Raw genomic sequence first — 21,738 nt, 5'->3', positions numbered from 1 at the left:
GTTTTTCTATTTTTTATTCAATAAGCGAAATAAAGGTCTTTATGAATTTATTTCGTTTATAACTTGCTTATTTTTTGGGTAAGTCCATTGGCTGTTTTTATAATGTACATACCCGTATTTAATTTATCTAAATGAATTGGTGTGTTAGGTGATGCAACCCCTGTTTGTACTTGCTTACCATCTATACTAAAAATGCTGTAAGAAGTATTGGCTTTTAAGTTACTAACGTAGATAACACTAGAAGCCGGATTAGGATACAATTTTAATTTGTTAGCAGTTACAGTACTTGTGTTTAGTAATGAATTATCAGTTGTTTTAAAAATATTCTGTGCATCACTATAATATACCGTATTACCTTGAATTGCAATACCGAAAGGAGAATTTAAACCACTGTGTACCGTAATTATTGAAGTAGGGTCGTTAAGATCTACCTTACGTAAATCTCCGTAGGCAAGGTTTAGGTAATAAATGTAATTACCAGAAACGACTAGGTTAGTAACATAAATATCGGTAACCTCTAATGTTAATGTATTTGCCGGATCGGTAATATCAAAGGAGTAGATACCGCTTCCATATAAATCGGCTACATAAAATTTATTACCAACATTACACATTCCCGTAGGGCCAGCTAAACCATCTAAAACTAATTGAGGCGTTGCCGTACTATTGGCTGTATCTAATTGGTAAATACTACCACTATTTAATACGCAAAAATAAATAATGTCTCCAATTTTTATAATTGCTTCAGGGTTAGTGTGGCCGCTTACAAGTGTATTTTTAGAAGGTGAGGTTTCGGTTAAATCTAAATGAAAAACTTCATCCATTCCTTCAGATGCGCAGTATAATTTATTGTCATACACATTCATGCCTATTGTATTACTGTTAGATTGTGTAAAGATATTTTCTACAGAGGGTGTTGTTTGGGTTAAATCTATCATATGAAACCCAGATGCATCATTAAAGTATAGATTATCACCGTCAACGGCTAAACCCAGTGTGTTTGAAATTCCGCTTAAGACAGTAGTTTGGGCATTTAATTGAATGAAGAAAAAACAGGCTAATGCTGCTATATAAAAAGGTAATTTTCTTTTCATACTTGTGTACTTATTTTACGTTAGTTTTTCAGATTGCTATTTCCGCAAAAGTACTACATTACCTAAAAAAAAGTTAATTAAATAAAGGTTATATTTAAAGGCGTGAGTTTTAAAAGTTTACTTGAAAATAGAGATACGATGTACCCATACTTACAAGATTTTATTTAGTTATGCTTAAATAAATGCTTCTTGAGTTTGCCTAGAAGTTAGTTACCTGTTTTTAATAAATTTAAAAGTTTGTCCGTCAATTGTTTTTAAAAAGTAGCTCCCATTTTCTAATGCCGAAATTTTAAAAGGTGTATCTGGAAGCATAGTACCTTTTAGAACCTTTTTACCTAACATATCATAGATTGAAAAATCTGTAGCTTCTTTAAGGTTATTGAGTTGTATATATTCTGACGTTGGGTTAGGGTACAGGTTCAGTCTATTTAGAGCTACGTCTTCAGTATTAAGAGAAGGTAGTGTATAGGTATAAAGGGTAGTATTTCCGTCTGAAATATAGAGCTGATTTCCATGAGCGTCTAGGGAAACAGGATAACCAAGTCCAGAAAGTAGTACAGTGTTAGGTGTATTTCCCGTAAGGTCTGCTCTACTAAGTGTGGCATTAGATAGGTTAATGTAGTAAACATAATTACCAATAACTATAAGATCTACTATAGAGGTTTCTGCAACTTCTAGGGTAAGGGATGGTAGTGTATCTGCGCTATTAAAAGAGTAAATGCCATTACCATATAAATCTGCTACGTAAATGGTAGTTCCAACATTGTACATACCAGCACCGCCTGCTAAACCATCTACTATTGGTATTGGAGATGGAGTGGCTGCTGTTAGGTCTATAGCGTATATTTTACTGTCTAGTACAGAACTATAGTATAAATGATCTCCTATAATTACTACTCCTTCCGGATTTGAAAGACCTGATAATACCGTGGTTCTTACACCTGTACTTAAATCAATTTTATAAATTTCATCGGCACCTTCAGAGGCTCCATATAAATAGTTGTTATACACATCAAACCCAAGAGTTTCTAAATAGTTGTTATAAACAGTAGTGTAGGTTAGGGGAGTTTGTGTAAGGTTACTTTTGTATAAAGCATTCGCATCGCAAAAATACAGGCTGTCACCTTCAATATGTACTCCAAACAGAAAAGTAAACCCTGTAAAAACGGGTGTTTGTGCTTTTAAACCAATACTTATAAAAAAGATGATGAATGTAATTGTATTTCTGATCATGTGGTGTTACTTATAGAATGGAAAGATACGTATTTTTAAAATTTACGTATAGAAAAACAGCTTGTACTATTGTACAAGCTGTTTGGAAACATTAATAAATTAATAGCGATCTTGTTAACTAATGTTAGGTGTAAATGTACAATCTTTACCTACCTAAAAAATACCTAAAAGTTGGTATTTATCAATTTTTTAAAGTTAATTTTAAGAAGCATTAATTTGAGTTTAAAGGGTACATTTTTTAAAGGAAAATACCGCCGCTTACTTCAATACGTTGCCCGTTAATCCAGCGGCCTTGTTCAGAACATAAAAAGGTTACAACGCCACCAATATCTTCGGGTAATCCTGGTCTACCTAATGCTGTTAGCGCAGAAATAGTTTCGTTCATTTGTTTATCATCTCTAACGCGGCCACCACCAAAATCGGTTTGTATAGCTCCTGGTGCTACAGAATTTACTGTAATACGCTTTTCACCTAATTCTTTCGCCATGTATCTACTTAATACATCAATAGCCCCTTTCATAGCCCCGTATGCAGATGAACCTGGGAAAGAAAAACGTGCCAGCCCACTAGAAATATTTACAATACGTCCGCCATCATTTAAAAATGGAAGCGCTTTTTGGGTAAACATATACACCCCTTTAAAATGGATGTTGATCATATTATCTAATTCCTCTTCGGTAGTTTCTACAAAAGATTTATACAGTGCAGTACCGGCATTGTTCACTAGATAATCAAACTTGTTATTTGCTGTTGCGCTTTCTAAAACTGTAGAGACCTCTCTAAAGAAAGCATCAAAGTTGGTGGTTTTAGCAGTGTCTAAAGGTAGTGTCCATGCTTTTTGGCCTAGGTTTTCTATTTCTTTTATTACCTCATTAGCTTTTTCTTTATTGCTATGGTAGGTAAATAAAATATCAGTTCCGTTTTTAGCTAAGCTTAATGCCATGTCTCTTCCTAATCCACGGCTTCCTCCAGTAATTAATGCAATTTTTGTTTTCATTATATTGTTTTATTATTTGTATGCTGCAAATATCGGAAGGGTATAGTGCTAGGAGTTTGCAAGTAACAAACCATCATTTGCAAAAATCAAATAATAAGAATGAGGTGGGGTAACTGGTTAGAATAATAGAGAATTCTAAGTCTTTAAAAAGTTAATCTCTAAATTTTAAAGGAGTCATCTTTGTGTGTTTTTTAAAAAAATTAGAAAAATGTGCTACCTCTTCAAAACCTAGACTATAAGCTATTTCAGAAATGGTCCAGCTTGTTTGTTTCAAAAGAATCTTAGCTTCCTGTAAAATTCTACTGCTAATAATTTCTGAAGTAGTTCTACCAGTACTTTCTTTAAGTACTTTGTTAAGATGATTTACATGCACAGATAAACGATTGGCATACTCTTTAGCGGAGCGCAATTCCAAACGTTGCCCTGGTGTTTCAATTGGAAACTGGCGTTCTAATAATTCAATAAATAAAGAAATAATTCTGCTTGCCGCATTTTGTGTATGGTGTAAAGTGGTTGCAGGTTGTAGTTTTTGACCTCTATGAATAAGCTCTACTACGTAATTGCGTAATAAATCATATTTATACTCATATTCTGATACAAGCTCCTCTTTCATTTTATTGAAAATGAGTTGTAAATCATCGGCTTCCTTGTCTGATATTTCAAATATGGGGGTTGCGCCAACTTTAAAAATAGGTAGTTCATCTAGTATAACTCCGCTTTTATTTTTTACCATAAAGGCTTCTGTAAAAACACAAAATGTGCCGGATTGCTTATCATCAGAAGGAACGTAGTGGTAGGGTATTTTATGTGTTGCAAAAAGTAAAGCGTTCTTTTTTATTTCAATAACCTTATCTGCATATTCTGCTTTGTTCTTACCGCGTATGAGACTAATTTTATAATAATCTCTGCGGTTATAAGGCATTATATTTTTCTTTTTGAAATCTCTGATGGTTTGTGAAATATCAAATACATTAAAATGGCCTACTTCATTCTGAATACCAGGAGGTAATAAGTCTGTAATATCTTTCCCCATAAAGGCCGCAGCCTCTTTGTAAAAGTCATCTAAAGAATTACTGCCTGCTTTCATTGTTTATGACATTGAATTTGTAAAATTCAAAGATACAATATTTGTGTGTATAGCGATGAACAAAAAAGCATGGCACATAAACGAGCCATGCTTTTGCTTTATATGTTAATATTGTTTTATTTCTTACCAAATAAATGCTTTACATCTGGCTTGTTTAGCTCTACAATAGTGAAGACACCTAATAATATACCTAAAATACCAGAAAAGAAGTTTAAAATAGCTGTAGCAAAAATAAGATTGTAATGGGTCTGCTCTTTAATATATTTACTAGCTAAAAAGTTCATGATACACACGATAAGTGAGAATAGAAAAGCAACTCCTAATATGATTGATAAAACATTCAGTGGATTAAAAGGCATATCATTGTGCATCATTTCTTGTTGAATCTCAGCTTCTACAGCCCCTTCCAGAAAATATGAAAAGAAAAGTCCGTAAGCTACTAATGCTAGGGTGCCTAATCCTATCAGTATGGCATATACCAGATAAAGTGTTCTAAAAGTGCTTAAATTGTTTTTAATTGGTTGAACTGTTTCCATAATGTGTTGGTTTTACAAGTATTAGTCGTTAAACCAATTTTTTGTTACATTATTCAAATTGTGTAACCCTTTTTGTATAGTTTACTTTAATCGAAGCATAGGATGATTAAGTCCACCAACTACATTTTTCACTACTTCATACTTATTTATGGTTTCAAATAAACGGGTAAGACTTTTAACCCCGTACGAACGTGGGTCAAAACTAGGATCAATTTTTCTAATATTATCCCCTATTTTAGAAATGTGCGCTTCATCATCTTCATTCGCAGAAATTTCGAAAGCTTTGTCAATAATGCTTAAGTCTTTTTTAGAGATTCTAATTTTAGACTTAGGACTAGATTTTACTGTTTTCTGAAGCGTTTTTTCTTTTGATTTTTCGGTTTCTTCCGGTTGTAAATTTTCGGTAAAGGTGAATACTTCACATGATTTCACAAATGCCTCAGGCGTATGCTTCTGTCCTATCCCCATTACAAACAACCCTTCTTCTCGTATACGTTTTGCTAAACCCGTATAATCACTATCACTGCTTACTATACAAAAGCCATCAGAGCTTTGTGTGTGTAATATATCCATAGCGTCTATAATCAATGAACCATCGGTTGAATTTTTACCTGTGGTATATGAAAATTTTTGAATTGGATTTATAGAATGTTGATTAATTACATCTTTCCATCCATTCATGAGGTGGTTTGTCCAATCGCCATACACACGACGAATAGTAGCTTTACCGTATTTAGAAACTTCTTCTATGATTTCTTTTATAAGTTTTGGTTGTGCGTTGTCACCATCTATTAAAACGGCTATATGAAATTTGTTATTATCCATGTTGGTGTTAGTAATGCCTTTTAAAGACATCTTATATTAGTTTTGTTTAATTAGTTGAATATAGGTAGAATAAAACAGATAACCGCTGGTTTTAGCACTATTTAACCTTTTTGAGAGGATGTTTTTCTTTAAGGTGAGCTATTCATTTATTTAGCTCTTCAAGCATACTATAGAACTAAAAAATATACTTGCTAAAAATAGGATTAGTTACAGAACAAGCTGTTTATAACATCATACTGTAGTTGTGATAATTAATTGATGAGGTGTAGTTTAGTGTTTCTCTTTTTTAATTACTACTTGTGGCTTGCGTGTATATGGGTAAAGATAAAATTAATAACACTTACGGTACCCTCTTTTGTAAAACCTATCATTGCTGTTGCTGGGTTACGGTACATTTGAATTTCGCAAAAACTTGTGCCAGGGCAATGCATATCTATATTTTTAAGTGCATAGATATTTTCTCGGGTGGTTGTTTTAGAAATGGTAACGTCGTTAATTTTAAAAGTGCCAGTATATGCTTTATCAGGAGCGCCTTCCTCTAGTCCGGTTACTAGATTAATAGTTAAGCTTTCAATTTTCTTATTGTTAGAAAACAATGTGATGCCTAATTCGTCATACACATGTGCATAAGCGTTACCAGCAAACTTTTGTTTTCTACCCTCCACGCCTAAAATACGTTCTACTTGTTTTACCGTTTTACCAGAGTTAATTACTACACCGTCTATGGTAAATCCTTCTTCAGAATATACAATCGTGTGTGATTTTGTTTGTGCAAATGCGGTAAGTGTAAAGCAGCAAAAGAACAATATAGAAATAGGAAACGATTTTTTTAAAATGCTCATCTGGTAACTATTTTGTGTTGGGTTTTAAAATATCATTCAAATATAAAGTTTTTTATATTCTTGAAAATTTAAAATTATTACCTGTGAAAGGAGTAGACAACTACTATATTTTATCGTATTCTGTGTATAGATAACTATAAGCAGTGTCAATGTCTAAAAATAATGGAGGTTCTAGGTTGTCAGGGTTAAAATTTAATAGGGAAGCAATACCGTGCACATTTTTGTTAGAAAGAACAAAAGCAGCTAACACTACATCATCTTCATGAATACGTACCTCATTAAATACCTGAAACACCCCACCTATACGGTCGCCATACTTATAAGATAAATTTCTCATGTCTATTAATACCGCGTTGGGTTGAAATTTTAACAGGGCTAAACCAATTTTTTGGTAAAAGAATCTACCATAATTTTCTCCTGTAGAACCAGGTTCGCATGTACCAGAAAGCGTAATGAGTAAAATGTTTTCTTGTGTATGCTCTGCACAGGTACAAAATACCGTGTCTCTGGGGGTGATATCTATTGTTGTTGGTTTAAAATCATCCGTATTCATAGTGCTGTGAAAGTATACTTAAATATACGGAATTTAAGCAAGAAGCTTTCCTTTTTTTGGCTATTATTCAGCTTTGTTCCACTGCAAGGTTTGCAAGTAATTATAATAAGTACCTAGTTGTTTCTTATAGTTTTTTGGTTCAAAAGTAAAAATGAAAATATTGTATATCTCTTGGGTTTTTGGGTGCTGTACATAAAACCCTAAAAAGGAATTTCGGTTACCTGAATCGGTATTGGTAAGTGAAGTTAAAAACCAATACGCTTCTGAACCATTAATATAATCTTTTCCGTTTTCTAGCTCATGTAAGTGTTCGGGATCATCTTTCATATTATCGTAAATATTTAAGATATCTCTGGTAATAAGCTCTTTTGGGTTTCCCTTTTGTTGGGTATTTACAATAACCATGGTAGTGGCTGTTTCTCTATGAAAATGCTCTTTGTTTTGGCCTATATTGATTAGAGGGTTTCCGTTTTGGTTGGTGTTAATAACTACTAAGCTGTCGGGTAAACCTATGCTTAACGCTAAAGAATCGGCTATATAGGTGCTGTAGTTAGCAGAGTCTTCTAAGTCTATTTGAAAAGGCTTTTCTTCTTTAGGGTTTTCAATGGCATCGGTATCTAGCTCAAATATAGATTGCGCATTGGATACTAGTGTTAACAAACAAAAACAAACAAGTGCTATTATCTTTTGCATACGTCTTTAATTAGGGTGGTAAAGTACCTAAAATAAAAGGATTATAAAGCTAGCTTTATAATCCTTTTAACATCATTAAAATGTATTCTTTATTTTATCGTCTAATTATTGCTTTATAAACTTGCGGTATATGTTGTTGTTGCCTTGTGTAAGTTGTATCGTGTATATGCCAGCTGTTAAATCAGAAGTCTTTATTTTGTTGTGTATAGGAGTAATGTCTTCCGCTTTTAATACAAGTTTACCTGTACTGTCATAAATGGTTATAACCCCTGTGAAGTTGGCAATACTTAATTGCTTATTAGCAGGGTTGGGGTATATTTTAATTTCATTTTTAAGTACCTCATCAGTTTTTAATGGTAGTTGGGTTAACATTAAATTGTCAATGGTAAAAAATGAAGTGGAGGTTTGGTCTGCCGTTAATCCTGGTAAATAATAGGCTGGAAATTTAGAAGGCTCAAATACCATGGTTATAGAATCTGGCATTTGTGTATTTACATAAGTTATAGGGTTTGTAAATGGTGTGTATGCTAGTTTCTCTTCTCCTAGCTCTAGTATGCCAGAACCAATGGTGTCTCTTTGTACTGTTGTAGGGTTCCATTTGGTTAGGTACACACTTACGGTAGCCGTATCTGTTACTATATTATCGTTACTGTCATAAATCAAATTATGTTCGTATTTATAATAACCTTGTAAAGAAGTTGGTTTATAGTTGATAGGAGCTTTTTGTATAGCCATATCTTCTACATACATATACCATAAGCATATTTTAAGTGCAAAGTTGTTGTTTTGTGCATTGGTTTCTGGTGGAAAGTAAAAGTTGGTAAAAGGATCTGAATTGTAATAATAGCCACATTCCCAACCAGTAGGTCTATTTATAGAGGCTTCCCAACTTTCAAAATCTAAGTTTTGTACTTGCGCATGGGTAATTGTGCTTAGAAGCATCATTACCATTAGTAAAAGTTTTTTCATCTGTAATAGTTTTGAGTTGTATACAAACCTACTATAGCTTTTATGTTTGTGGGTTATAAAAAATATGAAAAAACTTATAGATTTTCTGAACAGTATTATGGAGGTTAGATGGCTAAAAGTAGTTGGTTATGAGGTTGTTTGATAGATGTTTAGCATCTCTGTTTGCAGGTCGGAGGCTGTTTTACCCGTAACTTGTTTTATAAAACTGCTAAAATGTGCCTGGCTGTCAAAGTTAAGTTCAAAGGCTATTTCTTTTAGCGTGTATTGGTTTAATAGTAGCAAACGCCTAATCTGCATTAGTAGTTCTTCATGAATTAGTTTTAGGGGTGTTTTACCAAAAGTTTGTTTGCAGAGTAAGGTGCATTTATCATTGCTTAAACCCATTAGCTTTGTATAGTCTGTTACTTTTCGCTTGGTGAAAATATGTTGCTCTAATAACGATAGAAAGGTAGAAGCAAAGTTTTGTTGTTCAAGGCTAATGCTCTTATTTCCCTGCTGCTCAATTATGGTTATTAGAATTATTTTTAAATAGCTATAAACTTTTTCTTTGGCTAAAGCAGACGGATTTTCTTCTTTTAGAAAATGTCCAATAGTATGGCTTAAATCACATAAGTGTTTAAAGCAATTGGGAGAAACTTTGAGAAGGGGTGTTTCTTTATAAAATTGATGATGCTTTAAAGGAAATAAAAAATCGAATATTTCTTTTTTAAATTGTAAAACAATGCCATGAGCATTTTCCCTTGCTAATAGGTGCACTTGCCCTGGGTAGATAATAAATACTTGTTGAGCTTGTAATGGGTGTTTGGTAAAATCTATAAATTGATGTCCTCCTTTTGTTTCTATAAGCATTAACTCAAAGTAGTTATGTCGGTGAGGTGTATGTATGTCATATGTGTTGGGGTAGTCTAAAGGCTCTACCGCAATTAGTGTATTTGGGTGTGGTAAGGTAACTGTTTGCATAGGGCTAACCAATAGTATAGTTAGATTAGATTTTAAAAGTATAAAAATATACCTATAAAACAAAAGCTCCTTTAAATCATTGATTTAAAGGAGCTTTAATTAGTTGTTAATAGTAAACTTCTTTAGGTAGCCCAATGTGTTTACTATAGTATGAAGGTACTATTTTTTACTTATTTTGGTATATGCTTTTTGGTTAGCAGGCATAAAATCGGAGTTCAATTCATCTATAACCATTTCAGGTAAATCAAACTCTTTTTTACTTACTCTGGTTTCATCAATGTTTTGTAGATTCATAATAAAGGTAAGGTAGTCATTACTTCCTTTTTTTACTATTCGTAGCGGTAGTGCATTGCTTTTTTCAAGATAAGCATTCCACATGTTATGGTTAAAGTCTTTGTACAGTTTTGCGTCCATTGGTAGAAACCCAGGGCTAAAATAATATTCCGTAGTACCGTTACTCCAGCTAATAGTAACACGCTTACATTTTTTGCCTAAAATTACCTCATCAGTATCTTCTACAGAAACCGTTGGTTTATTACCATACATTTGATTGTCAAGGTTTATGGTAACATCAGTTGCTATAATGGTATTAGGGTTCTCTTTAGTAAAACTATATAGTGTATTCTTTTCTCCAATGTAAATGCTTTTAGATCCCGTATTGGGTACTTCTAATAAGTAGTTATCTTTTTTGTACCAGTAGTTGATAACTTTGGAGAATCCACCGTCTTTAGACATTATTTCCATTACTATTTCTTTGGTCATTCCTTTTTCTTTCATTTTTGGTGTTAACTCAAAATCTACGGAATAACTTAAAGAACCTTCAAAGTTTTGAGCCAGCATTGTTGTTATGCTACTCAAAAAAACTATTATATAAATACCTACTATACGTTTCATATGCACTTGTGGGGTTTTGTATAAAACGCAAAAATAGTAAAAAAAGTACGATGAAAAGGTTAAGGTAGCGTTAGAGGTTATGCGGATATTCTATTGCGTCTAGCTCTTTTTTAAGCAAGTCTACCGATACGTATTCAGAATTGATTTGATAAAGTAATTCTTTGGAGATGGGTTCGTGTTGATAAATAAGGGCTACACAATCTAATTGTAAATCTTGAAAATCATAGTATTCTGTTGCCCAAATATAGTAGGTATCTGCATTACCATCTACTAAGAATAGAAGCTCTTCAGAACCGTCTCCTATGTCATCATTGGGTAATTCTATGTTACCAGTTTGCCAAGAATTTTGGTGGTTTGCTTGCCATATGCAAAAAGTAGTCCCTAGGCTTTTTATAGGCTCTTTATATATGTAATTATGTAGTTCTTCTGGTATGTTATCGGTTAGACCTTTCCACATGGGATAGTGCTTTTTTAGTTCAAAAAAGCTACTCCCCATTTTGAACAATTTAAAAACAGAATATTTGTCTTGGGTGTTTTTATTTCTCCAACCATTCATAGTACTTTCCATAGCAAAACCATTAATAAGAACACCATGCCTAGTAAACCAAATACACATATGATCACCTTGCTCATTTTGTAGGTGAAATAAAGATTCGTTGTTTATAATTTCAAAAGTACAATAACGATTTTTCCATTCCGGACAGATAATAGCTTCCAGTACCGCTAACGATTTACATGTTTTTTCTAAATCTGCGGGGGAAGATAACAGCCCTAAGTTGAGCGTTGAAACTAAATTTAAAAAATAAGGTGTTGGCAAATTTTTAAACTTTAAAATTAGTATCAGTTATTCGATTTTTTTACAATAATTAATCTGATAGTAAATATATAGAAATACCTTATAAATTGTTTACGGTATTCCGTACGCTTGCTTATTTATAATCAAAATAAAATGCTGTTTTCTTATCTTAAGGTAGCATTTAAGATGCTTCTTGTTCTTGTTATTTTGGTTGTAAACTATCTAAAACTTTATAAATGTCATTATCGCTAGAAAGGTCAAATGCATATAATGTATCTTTTTTCGTAATTTTTGCTTTTATCTTAGCACAGCTAGATTTACTTAAAATAGCCGTTACTTTATCGTCAAAAGTTACAGCATAACTTCCTATAAAAGGGCAACGTTTTATATGTAATGAGTCATAATTATCCTCGTTTACAAATGCTTTTTTTAAGGCTGCTAGGTCAGTGTCATTTACGGGTAGTGTGTCTGTTATTTCAAAGTCTAAAATATATTGTTTCAAGGAGTCTTGTGCCTCTGGTGCTGTAGGTGATATAGCCACGGCATATACAGAAACATTATGAGCTCTGTTAATTTTTCTTTTTATGGTATTTAGTTCTTCGCATCCCATAAGACCTATACTTAGTATTAAAAATATAAATAGTATTTTTTTCATAGCCATTAGTTTACAGTTGAAGTGTACATTCCGTTTTGAGTATCACAACCATTAAGGTTTTGAGTTTTATAATTAGCACTTTCAATGGCTAAATCAAATACTTGGCTCCATTGTGGTTCATCATCTGCAATACTGCTGGTTTCTTTGTGTAAAGAAGCAATAAAGCTGCTAATAAAGTAGCCTCCGTCTGCATTACTACCGCAAGAGGTTTCGTAAGGTCTTGCAGCAGCGGCTATAATATTTCCTCTTTTTTGAATAAATAATTCTGCAAGCTTTTCAACCTGACCTTGCGTAAAACTGCGAGATGCTAACGATGGGTTCCCACCACGGCTGGTTACACCAATATCGCTATTACAACAATCTCCAATAACAATATTTAAACGGGCACCTTTAGAGGTAATTTCGTTGTAAACATCTTCTAAATTATAATTATTAGCATTAGAAATTTCCATGTAGTCTGAGTATCTTAAATCCAAATTAGGATACTTAGAGGTTTGGTTGCTCCAACGGTAGCCATGACCCGAATAGGCAAATACTACTATATCGTTACTTCCTGGATTTAAATTTCTTAAGGCATTTGACAAAGCAGTTCTAGAAACGTCTTTATTATTTAATACCACTTTGTTTAATGGTATATTTAATGCTTCACTAATATTTTCAAATTCACGAACCATGTTGTTTTCATCTACTTGGCAACTTGGACCAATATTACTCATAGTATTAGATACGGTAATCAAATGAATTTTAGCATTTCCTGTGTTTACTACAGGTGTAGTGGTGGTAGGGGTTGTAGTAGTTGGTGTAGTGGTAGTAGTATTGCTATATCCGCCCGACTTTTCGTTAATCCAATCTTTTGGAAAGTTTTTACCACTATTCCATGATTGTCTAGTATATCCTGTTCCTTTAGACATTACAGCTGCCCACAAATCGGATGATTTTGCAATGGCGTTTATATAATAGGTGTCATCCCATTTTTCACGTATCCAATCTTTAGGGTAGTCATAATTGGTTTTCCAAGATTGTTGATATATACCACAGTCTTTGGTCATTACTACAGCCCACAAGTCGTTACCATAAGAGACAGAAGTAATATAATAGCTATCATCCCAATGTTCTTTAATCCATTCTTGTGGAAATTCCTTGCTTGTTTTCCAAGATTGATATCCGTATCCTGTTCCTTTAGACATTACCAGAGCCCATTCTCCATGTCCATAGGAAACACTGGTAATGGAGTGATCTTCATCCCATTTTTCTGAAATCCATTCTTTAGGAAACGTATCCGATTTTTTCCAATATTGATGTGTATACCCCGAGCCTTTGCTCATCACAGCAACCCAGTTACCGTCCTTATGCCCAAGATTGGTTATGTAATATCCATCATCCCATTGTTCTCTTATAAAGTCTTTTGGGAAATCATCTATTTTTTGCCATTTCTGCGAAGTGAATCCGCTACCTTCACTCATTATAAAAGCCCATTTTTCGGGCCCCGTACTAATATTTGTTAGTACATATTCTCCATAAGGTATGGTGCCTTCTTGTAAACCTGCTGTTGTGGTTGTGGTAGTGGTAGTAGTGGTTGGCTCAGCACTGTTGTAAGCTAAAAGTTCATTGTATAAATCTTCGTCTTTTTCAAAAAAATTGTGAACGTAGTCAGTAGTAAAAGTACTGGTAGGAATGGTTTTCCAATACGTTACATCATGTGTTTTACTTTTAGGATTACTAGAGGTTAAACCTACCTCATCTATTAAAACCGGATTACCATAGGTATCGCCTCTTTTTACAAAAATAAAATTGTCAGAGTAATAGGTAGAGTTATTTTTATCACCATACACAATTTTAGCATTCTGGCCGTCTAGCAAATACCCTTCTAATCCGTTTTTGTCAAAGTACTTGCCTTTACATCTATACTCAGCAACTTTATAACTACCGTTTTTATTATACTTAATGCGCATTAAGGCATCATTATCATCATAATAAATTAATAAGCCTGTATACGTGGTGCCGTCAGAACCATTCCAGGAAGTCTCGTAGAATGTTTGAGAAATTCCTGTCTTGTAGCATAGTAATGCTACTAAAACAAAAATTAATTTTTTCATTGTAAAAGCTTTTAAGTGTTAGGTTTGTTTTTAGTTATTAAAAGTACATTTTGGGGGAGTAAAAGTGTTTATTTATGTATCTGATTTACAATTTAATAAAAAAATCAATTGAATTTCAATTTTATTAGTAATACACTTGTTTTTATTGGGTTAGTGAAGATTTTTCTTAAATTTAACGTAGTTGTAAGTGTTTGTTTTAGAGTGGTTTATTCTTTTTTTGTTACTGAGAAAGGTATTGGAAAAAAGCAACTAGGTTTTTACCTATTGAAAATGAGCATTTTTTTTGCTAAGAGGTAGGTATAAGTGAATAAATAAACTGGTTTTGATAAAGATGTTTAACTTTGCACGGCATAAAGTTTTTATTTTATATGACTGTTACTTATACTGTATCTGCAGAAGACCTTTTGATGTATAGATTGTACCTGACTTCTAAGTCTGAAAGCCATAGAAAAAGGCGTTTACGTAGCCGTTGGTTAATACCTATTTTGTATGTTGGGCTAGGTGTTTTTATTGTGGTGGCTACACACAAGTGGTTATATGGTTTGGTATTTGTAATTTTTGCTATTGCTTGGTGGTGGTTGCAACCTATGTATAATGCATATAGTTATAAAAATATGTACCTTAAAAATATTAAAAAGAAGTATGAAGATGCTCTTGGGCAAGAAACTACACTGGATATTTCTAAAAAGTTTGTAAACATTATTGAAGAAGCAGGGCAGAGTAGCATTAAAATGAAAAAGTTTACTACCATAATAGAGGTGCCAACCCATTTCTTTTTGCAAATGGATAATAATAATGCGGTAATGGTGCCAAAAGAAGCTGTTTCAAATTCAGAAGAGTTTATAACTGAATTTAAAAGTTACGGGCTAACTTATGTAGACGAAAAACAATGGAAATGGGGCGGTTTTAAATAAACACCTTATACGATAGCACTACTGTTTTTTCCCCTCTGCATATACTTTATCTTTTGGAAGTTCAAATGTACTGTCTGCTATATTTTGTGGGTTAACGCTAATTGCTTCAAAGGTAACGGTAAGTCCGCTTTCATATTCAATAATTGTAGATAGTGTTATAGATTTGGCCTCTTCAATGAATTGATTATAAAAAGATTGTTCAATATTTTTGTAGGGTTTTGGATTTAGGTAATACTTTGGATTGTAATAACTAGTTACGGTATACCCTCCTTCTGTACCTTTTACTCTCATAGTTATAGATTCACACTCTAACCCCATAATTGTTTTCTTAGGCTTTTGGTTTTTTTTGAATGACATTAGTACATCTTTGTTCTCGTTTGCGTTTGCGGTAAAAATGGTATCATTCCCAGCTGTGTATGTATAATCAAGTCCTTTTTTAATTAGTAATACGTTTTTTGAAGTGGGGCTAGAGGCACTGGCATTAAAAACATACATCTGCTTCTTTTTACCAATGTAAAAGGTAATGGTGTCAGACAACATGGTTTGGTAATACTCAGAGTATTCTTTGTTGTCTTTAAAGTTATAGGTTATTTTATGAGTAATAATTCCTTCAAAAGATTTTTGTGCTTTAGTGGTAAGCGATAGTGTAAAGAAGCACAATAGTAAAAATAAGCGGGTTAAATGCATAGGTTGTTGATTAAGTTTTGTTTATTTAGGTTGCTATGGTTTCTGGTTGGTGGTGTATGGTAAAGTTACAAGAATTTGCAATAAAACACATTTTATTTGCTTTCTTGTGTAAACTATTGGCAAGTGCTATTTGAGAAGCGTTGGTGATGGTTACCTTAGGGTATAAAGTAACACTGGTAAATTGGCCACTTCCGTTTTTTTCTTCTTTCATGGTGCCTGTAGCATCATCTGTATATGAAGTTACCACAATATTATTAACGGTACATAAATGTAAATACCACAGCATGTGGCAGGCGCTTAACGATGATAAGAATAGATCTTCTGGATTGTATTTAGTAGCATCTCCTAAAAAAGCAGGATCAGAAGACGCTGAAATAGCCTTGTATTTTCCTTTTGCTAAAATAGAATGGTCTCGGGTGTAACTGCGATAGTTGCTAGTTCCTTCTCCTGTATTTCCTGTCCATTCTACAGTAATTTTATACTGGTGAGATTTCATTTAGATCTTAAAAGTTGTGAATGTTGTTTTTGTAGCATATGGGGGTGCAGTTTCTTTAAAAACCAATTATGCGTTTCACTGGTGGCCCATTTTTGTAAATTATCTAGAGTTTCAAATTGTAGTAAAAATAGGGTTCGTTCATTGTCGGTAACGTCTTCGAGTAATTCTAGTTTTTGAAATCCGTCAAAGTCATTTAGGGCTACTTTAATTTCTTTTATCCATTGTGGTAAATAATTTTTGCCTTCTTCCGACAAAAAATGTTCAACTAGGGTATATTGCATGGGGTAGTATTTTAAATAAACCATAAATATACTTAATTAAGAGATTGTAAAATCTGTTAGAGCCTATATTTAGTACTTTTTTAAGAGATCTGCTAGGTGTCCTTTAATGTCTTTTTCTTTCTCTTTTCTTAACGCTAACCTAATCATGTATCTAACTTTAAAAGTATGATAGGCTTTTCCCCAAGCGTTTAATACTTTGGTTGCGGTGATACGGTTTCTTCTATCCGGACTTTTAAGTGCTAGTTTTATTAGGTTTAACCCTTTTCCAGGATAGCCTTCCAAAGTGTTCAAGAAAAAATCGAATGCATTATATAGTGGAAATTCTTCGTTTGGGTTTTTATTATTTGTTATTCTTTCAGGTGTAAATTTTTCTGTTGCAATGGTAATTAGTGTGTCTATTGTGGTCTGGTTGGCATAATCGGTAGTCATATGCCATAGCCTAGGGTCTATACCGGCAGCTTTAAGATTTTTTAGATACCCTTTAAAAGTATCAATAGCCAACATTTCTCCGGCTTTTTTAATTTGCCAAAAATGATTAGATGGTAGTTCAGATTGTTCCTGAATAATAGTATCCCATGGAATATGAGTAAGTAGGGTGTGGATGTCTATTAATAAGTTAGCTTTGTGGTCATCTGTCCATCCCATTTGTTGCAAAGCCTCCCAATCTTCTTTATTACTTTCTAAAAAGGCTTTAATTCTATGTAAAATAATAAAATCTACTACACCGTAGGAGGGTCTTTGTTCCATATGGGCAATAAACAACTGTACTACTTCTGCACCTTCATCATAGCTATAAATATCTTCTACTGGGCTGTTGTCGTTTAATAAAGTAGTAATAATATCGCCAGCACCTCTAAATAGTTTGTCATCAATATTTTTAGCTGAAAGTTCTTGATATAAATTTCCTGCTTTCGCACAAGTGTAGGTAAGGTATTCATATAAAATATCATTTTTATAACCTTCTCTTATAAGCCATTTTTTAATGTTCGGATTAGCGGTTTCTGCTAACCTTTGTACAATATGAATTTTCCCCCATCCGCTTACATATTTAGCCATGTTCCATAAATCGTTCTCGGGGTTATCAGACATGTACAATATAGCCACCGACACAAATAGGGTAAACTCTTCGTGCTTTCCTAAAATTAGAATTCCATTTTTGTCATGGGCATCGCCAATAATACCCAAGAGGGCTATGCCAAGTTTTACTGCACCCCTATGCGGAGCTTGAAAAGCTAACCATCGGGCATATTTGTCTAAGTATGGTGAAATTTGAATTTCTAATTCTGCCATTTTCTCCATTACCTTCTCAATGTAAGCCAATACATTGTCGGTCATTAAAATGGTATAGAGCTCAATTTTTTTGTTTAGGCTGTTTGTGCTAGCAATTGTTGCAATAAGGTTGGCTACCTTTTCAGGTGTATCTGCAGGGTAGTCTATATTGGTATGAAAAGACAATACACTATCATGCCCGCCGGAAACCCATTTTAAACCATTGTTGCGGTTTGGATCATCGTCGGGTAAAGTATCCCCCTCCGAAGTTACTATGCCTCCCTCGTCAAGATTATTTTTGATGTGCAAAAATAATGCAGGTTTATGCTGCCAGGGCAGGTTTGTTTCTTCGGTAAAATTTGAGGGAGTGTTTTTTTTATGAAATGAAAATAGTTTCATTACCCTAAAATTAGCTAAAAAATATAGGGTACTATCTTAAAAGCAGATAATTAACATATTTAAAATGCTAATTTAGGATAGTTCTATAAAAGAAGCTATTTCCATAAGCGGGTTGGTGGGTTTTACTTAGTCAATAGCGAAGAAGGAGTAAAAGGTTAACCCCATAAATGTCATTGTAAAAATTGGATAGCCAATGGTAGCAGTGTACCATTTGTAATCTTTGGGTTCTTTTTTTACCCACATTATAGTGGTAAATACGATGCCTGCTAAAAAAAGTAAGTTAGCCAATAGCCCAGCTACCATAGCTACTGTTTCAGTATTAGAATAAGTTGTGGGTTCTTCCATTGTGTTGAAAACAAGATGAGTAGATGTAGCCTCAATATAAACTAATAGAATGTTTAATAAAATAACATATATAAAAAGCCTAAAAGCCCAGTGTCTATAGTTTGTTGGTTGCCTGTTTTTCATTGGTAGTAAGTATTTCAACGCTAAATTAAGATATTAATCCAAAAAATTTAGCTAATAACTTATTATTGGTTAGTTTAGGTAAGGACTTTTCCCCTATTTGAGTATGTAAATTTTAAGATTAAAACCCTTTTTAAGTAAAAAAGGGTTTTTTTATATAGCTCTATAATTCTTTTCAGTTCTAGTTGTGACAGCTCTAAAGCTTGGTTTAGCTGTTTTAATATAAAGGTGTTTTAAGGGTATAACTTAGTTAGTTCTAGATTGTAAGATTTTGCTAGTTTTCGTTATTTGTTATAAAAGTGTTATATTTACACTTGTAAAGAAAAATGAAAACTAACTAGCATAATTTTTTATGCACTAAACATAATTATACGATTTTTAAAAAGTATCATACTTTTTAATATTTGTTCTTGATTACAAAAAGCTCTTAGTTTTAAGGGCTTTTTTAATTAGTGGTTATGTGTACTTTTACATTAGATACTTTTAAAAGAATAACTACTACTTATGAAAAAAATATTTTTGTTTTTGACCATTTTTAGTTGTGTAGTACTGCATGGTCAAACTAGTAAAACTTTTTTGTTTATAGGAAGTTATACAGATGGTAAACCCAATAGTGGTTTGTATGTTTATAGTTTTGATGTGCAAACGGGAGAAGTTGAAAAGATGAGTGCTGTGCAAAATGTTGTGAACCCTTCTTATATAGCGCTGTCACCCAACGGAAAATATTTGTACGCATGTACCGAAAGTAAATTAAAGGATAATGGAAACATTAGTGCTTTTGTTTTTGACAGTAGTAGTGGGACTTTACAATTTATAAATAAACAACCTACCCACGGAGATAACCCGGCTTATGTGTCTACATCGTTAGATGGTACCTATGTTGCTACTGCTACCTATACCGGCGGTACAGCTGCCATATACAAAACCAATGCAGATGGTGGTTTAAACGCCTATAGTCAACATTTTGATTTTAATACTTTAATAGATAGTACAGAAGTTTCCCATGCGCATTCAGCAGTTTTTTCACCAGATAATAAGTATCTATTTGTGCCCGATTTGGGAATGGATAAAATACATGCTTTTAAGTTTACTACCCGTAAAAAAAGCCCTTTGAAAGCTATCTCTAAATTAACGTATGAAGCCATGAAGGGAAGTGGACCTAGGCATCTTACGTTTCACCCCAATAGTGCTTATGCTTATTTGGCTAATGAGCTAAGCGGTAGCGTAACAGCATTCAAGTATGCTAATGGTGTTTTAATGCCTATTCAACAAATATTTGCATATTCTAAAGAACTTCAGGGGTATGCCACAGCAGATTTGCATGTATCTCCAGATGGTAAGTTTTTATATGTGTCTAACCGAAAGGAAGAAGAAAATACCCTTGCAATTTTTGCCATAGATGAAACGGGAAAATTGAATTTGGTAGGGCATTCTTCTACTTTGGGAGATAGACCTAGGAATTTTACCATAGACCCAACTGGTAACTTTTTGTTGGTAGCCAACTTAAAAAGTAAAAACATTATTGTTTTTAAGCGAAACTTAGAAACTGGAGAACTCACACCTACAGGAACTGTGATCAATATTCCTACCAATCCTTCTTGTTTACAAATGCGTACCTATAGCGTAGCAGAATAGTACTATTGAACCCTGGGATTACTTTAGAATAGTTTAATATTTTTACCTTTAAGCAAATTTAAAATGAATATGAAAAAATACATTTCAATAGCAGTTTTGTCTATAGCTACATTAACAGCGTGTGAACAAACACCGAAGAAAGAAGAGGTGAATAAAAGGACCAAAATAGGAATAGAGACTGTTGATAAAGATAATTTTGAGGAAGTTAAAAGTTTAAGACTGTTTGATAACGTTCAAGAAGCTAAAGCTGCTAGGTTTGTAAATAAATATATAGCATTTTTAAAAGAAGATAAATCTGATGTTGATTTAAAAAATTGGATAGCAACCAAAAGTGTAACAGAGAATTTTATAAACGCTTTTAATAAAACGCTTGCTGATACAAACTCAACATTTGACCCTGTTATTAATTCAGAGGAGATTCCAGAAAAGGGTTTTCAAGTGGTAAGTAATGATGACCAAGATTATGTAACCTTACAACGGGTAAGTAACCCTAGTTATACTATTAAAGTAAAAATGGTACAAGTTGATGGTAAGTGGAAAGTTGATGGTTGTGGCGCAGTTAACATCCCTACAGATAAACAGTAACTTACCTGTTTATTAATCCGTATGTTATTTAGGGTGTTAAATGGTTTAAGTATTATGGTCTCGTATAGGTGATTTTATTACCTTAGGTAAATACTAAATAAAAAAGCTATGAAAAATAACACTTTTACGTATAAAAAAATCTCTATAGTGGTTATGCTCTTGGTAACCATGTTTACAGCAACTATTGGAAATGCCCAGAAAAAAAGATCTGGTACTTGGAAACTAGAACAGTCAGAAGCATTAAGTGACAGCATTACCATACGTGGAGCCGTATTTGCAAAAGGAATTTTAGGCTGGAGGGTTGTTAATGAATCAGTAATGGTGCAGGTTTTTTCTGGTAAGTTTATGATTGCTAGTGATTTGTTTGTAGATGAACAGGGGACTTTTAGTATAAGATTTGCTAAAAAGGATATAGTTACAGAGACGTTACGAGTTACTTTTAATGCCGATCATTTTGCGTTGGTGGAAATACCGGAATTATTACCTAAAGAAACGGCTATTGAGGTATACACAGAAAAAACTTCATATAGAGATTCTAGAGGGAAACCAGATATTTATTATAATTATTAAATAAATTACTCTTGCTAGTATAACGGCTAAGAACCGTTGTTAGCAAGAGTAATCATACAACAATCATTTGTAGACCGCTAAATCTACTAATATAAAAACCTATAATAAATTAATAATTATACTTGTTTTAAATTGAAAGAAAGAGATTACCTCTTAAATTTTAAAAGCTATCCGGGTATGAAACCATACCCGAATTAACTTTAAACA

The 21,738-nt window shown here is 33.2% G+C and carries 24 protein-coding genes; 4 read left to right on the top strand and 20 right to left on the bottom strand.

Annotation, left to right across the window (positions count from 1 at the left end; translation table 11 throughout):
• Positions 1-56: 56 nt before the first annotated feature.
• From Y10_RS01150 to Y10_RS01080, 15 genes are all read right to left on the bottom strand, one after another.
• Complete coding sequence (locus Y10_RS01150) at positions 57-1,094, bottom strand: T9SS type A sorting domain-containing protein (protein ID WP_281763523.1); 1,038 nt, start codon at positions 1,092-1,094, stop codon at positions 57-59.
• Between the two features lie 210 nt (positions 1,095-1,304).
• The gene (locus Y10_RS01145) at positions 1,305-2,327 is read right to left on the bottom strand and encodes a T9SS type A sorting domain-containing protein (protein WP_281763522.1); all 1,023 of its coding nucleotides are present in this window, start codon (positions 2,325-2,327) and stop codon (positions 1,305-1,307) included.
• Positions 2,328-2,565: 238 nt separating this feature from the next.
• On the bottom strand, positions 2,566-3,324 hold the full coding sequence (locus Y10_RS01140; protein ID WP_281763521.1) for an SDR family NAD(P)-dependent oxidoreductase: 759 nt from the start codon (positions 3,322-3,324) through the stop codon (positions 2,566-2,568).
• Positions 3,325-3,475: 151 nt separating this feature from the next.
• The gene (locus Y10_RS01135) at positions 3,476-4,411 is read right to left on the bottom strand and encodes a helix-turn-helix domain-containing protein (protein WP_408733602.1); all 936 of its coding nucleotides are present in this window, start codon (positions 4,409-4,411) and stop codon (positions 3,476-3,478) included.
• Between the two features lie 116 nt (positions 4,412-4,527).
• Positions 4,528-4,947: a hypothetical protein gene (locus tag Y10_RS01130; protein ID WP_281763520.1), complete on the bottom strand. Its 420-nt coding sequence runs from the start codon at positions 4,945-4,947 to the stop codon at positions 4,528-4,530.
• 81 nt (positions 4,948-5,028) lie between these two features.
• Positions 5,029-5,802 carry an NYN domain-containing protein gene (locus Y10_RS01125; protein WP_281763519.1) on the bottom strand — a complete coding sequence of 258 codons (774 nt, stop codon included), beginning with the start codon at positions 5,800-5,802 and terminating at the stop codon, positions 5,029-5,031.
• A gap of 263 nt (positions 5,803-6,065) precedes the next feature.
• Entirely contained in the window at positions 6,066-6,614 is a 549-nt protein-coding gene (locus Y10_RS01120; RefSeq protein ID WP_281763518.1) for a DUF7738 domain-containing protein, read from the bottom strand.
• A 103-nt stretch (positions 6,615-6,717) separates the two neighbouring features.
• Entirely contained in the window at positions 6,718-7,167 is a 450-nt protein-coding gene (locus Y10_RS01115) for a hypothetical protein (RefSeq protein WP_281763517.1), read from the bottom strand.
• A 63-nt stretch (positions 7,168-7,230) separates the two neighbouring features.
• Positions 7,231-7,860 (bottom strand): hypothetical protein, encoded by a 630-nt coding sequence (locus Y10_RS01110; RefSeq protein WP_281763516.1) that lies wholly within the window; start codon positions 7,858-7,860, stop codon positions 7,231-7,233.
• 105 nt (positions 7,861-7,965) lie between these two features.
• Positions 7,966-8,829 carry a T9SS type A sorting domain-containing protein gene (locus Y10_RS01105; protein WP_281763515.1) on the bottom strand — a complete coding sequence of 288 codons (864 nt, stop codon included), beginning with the start codon at positions 8,827-8,829 and terminating at the stop codon, positions 7,966-7,968.
• 126 nt (positions 8,830-8,955) lie between these two features.
• Entirely contained in the window at positions 8,956-9,789 is an 834-nt protein-coding gene (locus Y10_RS01100; protein ID WP_281763514.1) for a helix-turn-helix domain-containing protein, read from the bottom strand.
• A 159-nt stretch (positions 9,790-9,948) separates the two neighbouring features.
• Positions 9,949-10,683, bottom strand: coding sequence for a DUF4412 domain-containing protein (locus Y10_RS01095; RefSeq protein ID WP_281763513.1), 735 nt, complete (start codon positions 10,681-10,683; stop codon positions 9,949-9,951).
• Between the two features lie 70 nt (positions 10,684-10,753).
• Entirely contained in the window at positions 10,754-11,500 is a 747-nt protein-coding gene (locus tag Y10_RS01090; protein ID WP_281763512.1) for a hypothetical protein, read from the bottom strand.
• A gap of 181 nt (positions 11,501-11,681) precedes the next feature.
• Positions 11,682-12,134: a hypothetical protein gene (locus Y10_RS01085; RefSeq protein ID WP_281763511.1), complete on the bottom strand. Its 453-nt coding sequence runs from the start codon at positions 12,132-12,134 to the stop codon at positions 11,682-11,684.
• 5 nt (positions 12,135-12,139) lie between these two features.
• Positions 12,140-14,230: a DUF7477 domain-containing protein gene (locus Y10_RS01080; RefSeq protein WP_281763510.1), complete on the bottom strand. Its 2,091-nt coding sequence runs from the start codon at positions 14,228-14,230 to the stop codon at positions 12,140-12,142.
• A 368-nt stretch (positions 14,231-14,598) separates the two neighbouring features.
• Between Y10_RS01080 and Y10_RS01075 the strand changes: the two genes are divergently transcribed.
• On the top strand, positions 14,599-15,144 hold the full coding sequence (locus Y10_RS01075) for a YcxB family protein (RefSeq protein ID WP_281763509.1): 546 nt from the start codon (positions 14,599-14,601) through the stop codon (positions 15,142-15,144).
• A gap of 18 nt (positions 15,145-15,162) precedes the next feature.
• Here Y10_RS01075 and Y10_RS01070 read toward each other — a convergent pair whose 3' ends face one another.
• The 5 genes from Y10_RS01070 to Y10_RS01050 all read right to left on the bottom strand — a co-directional run bounded on the left by Y10_RS01070 (position 15,163) and on the right by Y10_RS01050 (position 18,621).
• Positions 15,163-15,831 (bottom strand): hypothetical protein, encoded by a 669-nt coding sequence (locus Y10_RS01070; RefSeq protein ID WP_281763508.1) that lies wholly within the window; start codon positions 15,829-15,831, stop codon positions 15,163-15,165.
• Positions 15,832-15,856: 25 nt separating this feature from the next.
• On the bottom strand, positions 15,857-16,327 hold the full coding sequence (locus Y10_RS01065; RefSeq protein WP_281763507.1) for an OsmC family protein: 471 nt from the start codon (positions 16,325-16,327) through the stop codon (positions 15,857-15,859).
• A complete protein-coding gene (locus tag Y10_RS01060; protein WP_281763506.1) occupies positions 16,324-16,608 on the bottom strand; it encodes a hypothetical protein in 285 nt (94 codons plus the stop codon). Before Y10_RS01060 ends, Y10_RS01065 begins: the two co-directional genes overlap by 4 nt.
• 69 nt (positions 16,609-16,677) lie before the next feature.
• Positions 16,678-18,276 carry a hypothetical protein gene (locus Y10_RS01055; protein WP_281763505.1) on the bottom strand — a complete coding sequence of 533 codons (1,599 nt, stop codon included), beginning with the start codon at positions 18,274-18,276 and terminating at the stop codon, positions 16,678-16,680.
• A 126-nt stretch (positions 18,277-18,402) separates the two neighbouring features.
• On the bottom strand, positions 18,403-18,621 hold the full coding sequence (locus Y10_RS01050; RefSeq protein ID WP_281763504.1) for a hypothetical protein: 219 nt from the start codon (positions 18,619-18,621) through the stop codon (positions 18,403-18,405).
• Positions 18,622-19,245: 624 nt separating this feature from the next.
• Here Y10_RS01050 and Y10_RS01045 point away from each other — a divergent pair.
• The 3 genes from Y10_RS01045 (at position 19,246) to Y10_RS01035 (ending at position 21,531) form a co-directional block, all read left to right on the top strand.
• A complete protein-coding gene (locus Y10_RS01045; RefSeq protein ID WP_281763503.1) occupies positions 19,246-20,376 on the top strand; it encodes a lactonase family protein in 1,131 nt (376 codons plus the stop codon).
• A gap of 69 nt (positions 20,377-20,445) precedes the next feature.
• Positions 20,446-20,961, top strand: coding sequence for a hypothetical protein (locus Y10_RS01040; protein WP_281763502.1), 516 nt, complete (start codon positions 20,446-20,448; stop codon positions 20,959-20,961).
• Between the two features lie 108 nt (positions 20,962-21,069).
• Positions 21,070-21,531 carry a hypothetical protein gene (locus Y10_RS01035; RefSeq protein ID WP_281763501.1) on the top strand — a complete coding sequence of 154 codons (462 nt, stop codon included), beginning with the start codon at positions 21,070-21,072 and terminating at the stop codon, positions 21,529-21,531.
• Positions 21,532-21,738: the final 207 nt, after the last annotated feature.

This window comes from Neptunitalea lumnitzerae (assembly GCF_027924185.1).
Lineage (GTDB): Bacteria > Bacteroidota > Bacteroidia > Flavobacteriales > Flavobacteriaceae > Neptunitalea > Neptunitalea lumnitzerae.
Note: the sequence above shows the minus strand (reverse complement) of the source record. Positions and strands in the feature narration are given on the sequence as shown.

What these genes read in the sequence shown, in the direction of transcription:
- Y10_RS01045 (WP_281763503.1), top strand. Translation starts at nt 19,246, where the DNA reads ATGAAAAAAATATTTTTGTTTTTGACCATTTTTAGTTGTGTAGTACTG.
- Y10_RS01075 (WP_281763509.1), top strand. Translation starts at nt 14,599, where the DNA reads ATGACTGTTACTTATACTGTATCTGCAGAAGACCTTTTGATGTATAGA.
- Y10_RS01085 (WP_281763511.1), bottom strand. Translation starts at nt 12,134, where the DNA reads ATGAAAAAAATACTATTTATATTTTTAATACTAAGTATAGGTCTTATG.
- Y10_RS01110 (WP_281763516.1), bottom strand. Translation starts at nt 7,860, where the DNA reads ATGCAAAAGATAATAGCACTTGTTTGTTTTTGTTTGTTAACACTAGTA.
- Y10_RS01065 (WP_281763507.1), bottom strand. Translation starts at nt 16,327, where the DNA reads ATGAAATCTCACCAGTATAAAATTACTGTAGAATGGACAGGAAATACA.
- Y10_RS01105 (WP_281763515.1), bottom strand. Translation starts at nt 8,829, where the DNA reads ATGAAAAAACTTTTACTAATGGTAATGATGCTTCTAAGCACAATTACC.
- Y10_RS01150 (WP_281763523.1), bottom strand. Translation starts at nt 1,094, where the DNA reads ATGAAAAGAAAATTACCTTTTTATATAGCAGCATTAGCCTGTTTTTTC.
- Y10_RS01095 (WP_281763513.1), bottom strand. Translation starts at nt 10,683, where the DNA reads ATGAAACGTATAGTAGGTATTTATATAATAGTTTTTTTGAGTAGCATA.
- Y10_RS01115 (WP_281763517.1), bottom strand. Translation starts at nt 7,167, where the DNA reads ATGAATACGGATGATTTTAAACCAACAACAATAGATATCACCCCCAGA.
- Y10_RS01100 (WP_281763514.1), bottom strand. Translation starts at nt 9,789, where the DNA reads ATGCAAACAGTTACCTTACCACACCCAAATACACTAATTGCGGTAGAG.
- Y10_RS01035 (WP_281763501.1), top strand. Translation starts at nt 21,070, where the DNA reads ATGAAAAATAACACTTTTACGTATAAAAAAATCTCTATAGTGGTTATG.
- Y10_RS01070 (WP_281763508.1), bottom strand. Translation starts at nt 15,831, where the DNA reads ATGCATTTAACCCGCTTATTTTTACTATTGTGCTTCTTTACACTATCG.
- Y10_RS01040 (WP_281763502.1), top strand. Translation starts at nt 20,446, where the DNA reads ATGAAAAAATACATTTCAATAGCAGTTTTGTCTATAGCTACATTAACA.
- Y10_RS01140 (WP_281763521.1), bottom strand. Translation starts at nt 3,324, where the DNA reads ATGAAAACAAAAATTGCATTAATTACTGGAGGAAGCCGTGGATTAGGA.
- Y10_RS01120 (WP_281763518.1), bottom strand. Translation starts at nt 6,614, where the DNA reads ATGAGCATTTTAAAAAAATCGTTTCCTATTTCTATATTGTTCTTTTGC.
- Y10_RS01060 (WP_281763506.1), bottom strand. Translation starts at nt 16,608, where the DNA reads ATGCAATATACCCTAGTTGAACATTTTTTGTCGGAAGAAGGCAAAAAT.
- Y10_RS01135 (WP_408733602.1), bottom strand. Translation starts at nt 4,411, where the DNA reads ATGAAAGCAGGCAGTAATTCTTTAGATGACTTTTACAAAGAGGCTGCG.
- Y10_RS01125 (WP_281763519.1), bottom strand. Translation starts at nt 5,802, where the DNA reads ATGTCTTTAAAAGGCATTACTAACACCAACATGGATAATAACAAATTT.
- Y10_RS01080 (WP_281763510.1), bottom strand. Translation starts at nt 14,230, where the DNA reads ATGAAAAAATTAATTTTTGTTTTAGTAGCATTACTATGCTACAAGACA.
- Y10_RS01050 (WP_281763504.1), bottom strand. Translation starts at nt 18,621, where the DNA reads ATGGAAGAACCCACAACTTATTCTAATACTGAAACAGTAGCTATGGTA.
- Y10_RS01145 (WP_281763522.1), bottom strand. Translation starts at nt 2,327, where the DNA reads ATGATCAGAAATACAATTACATTCATCATCTTTTTTATAAGTATTGGT.
- Y10_RS01055 (WP_281763505.1), bottom strand. Translation starts at nt 18,276, where the DNA reads ATGAAACTATTTTCATTTCATAAAAAAAACACTCCCTCAAATTTTACC.
- Y10_RS01130 (WP_281763520.1), bottom strand. Translation starts at nt 4,947, where the DNA reads ATGGAAACAGTTCAACCAATTAAAAACAATTTAAGCACTTTTAGAACA.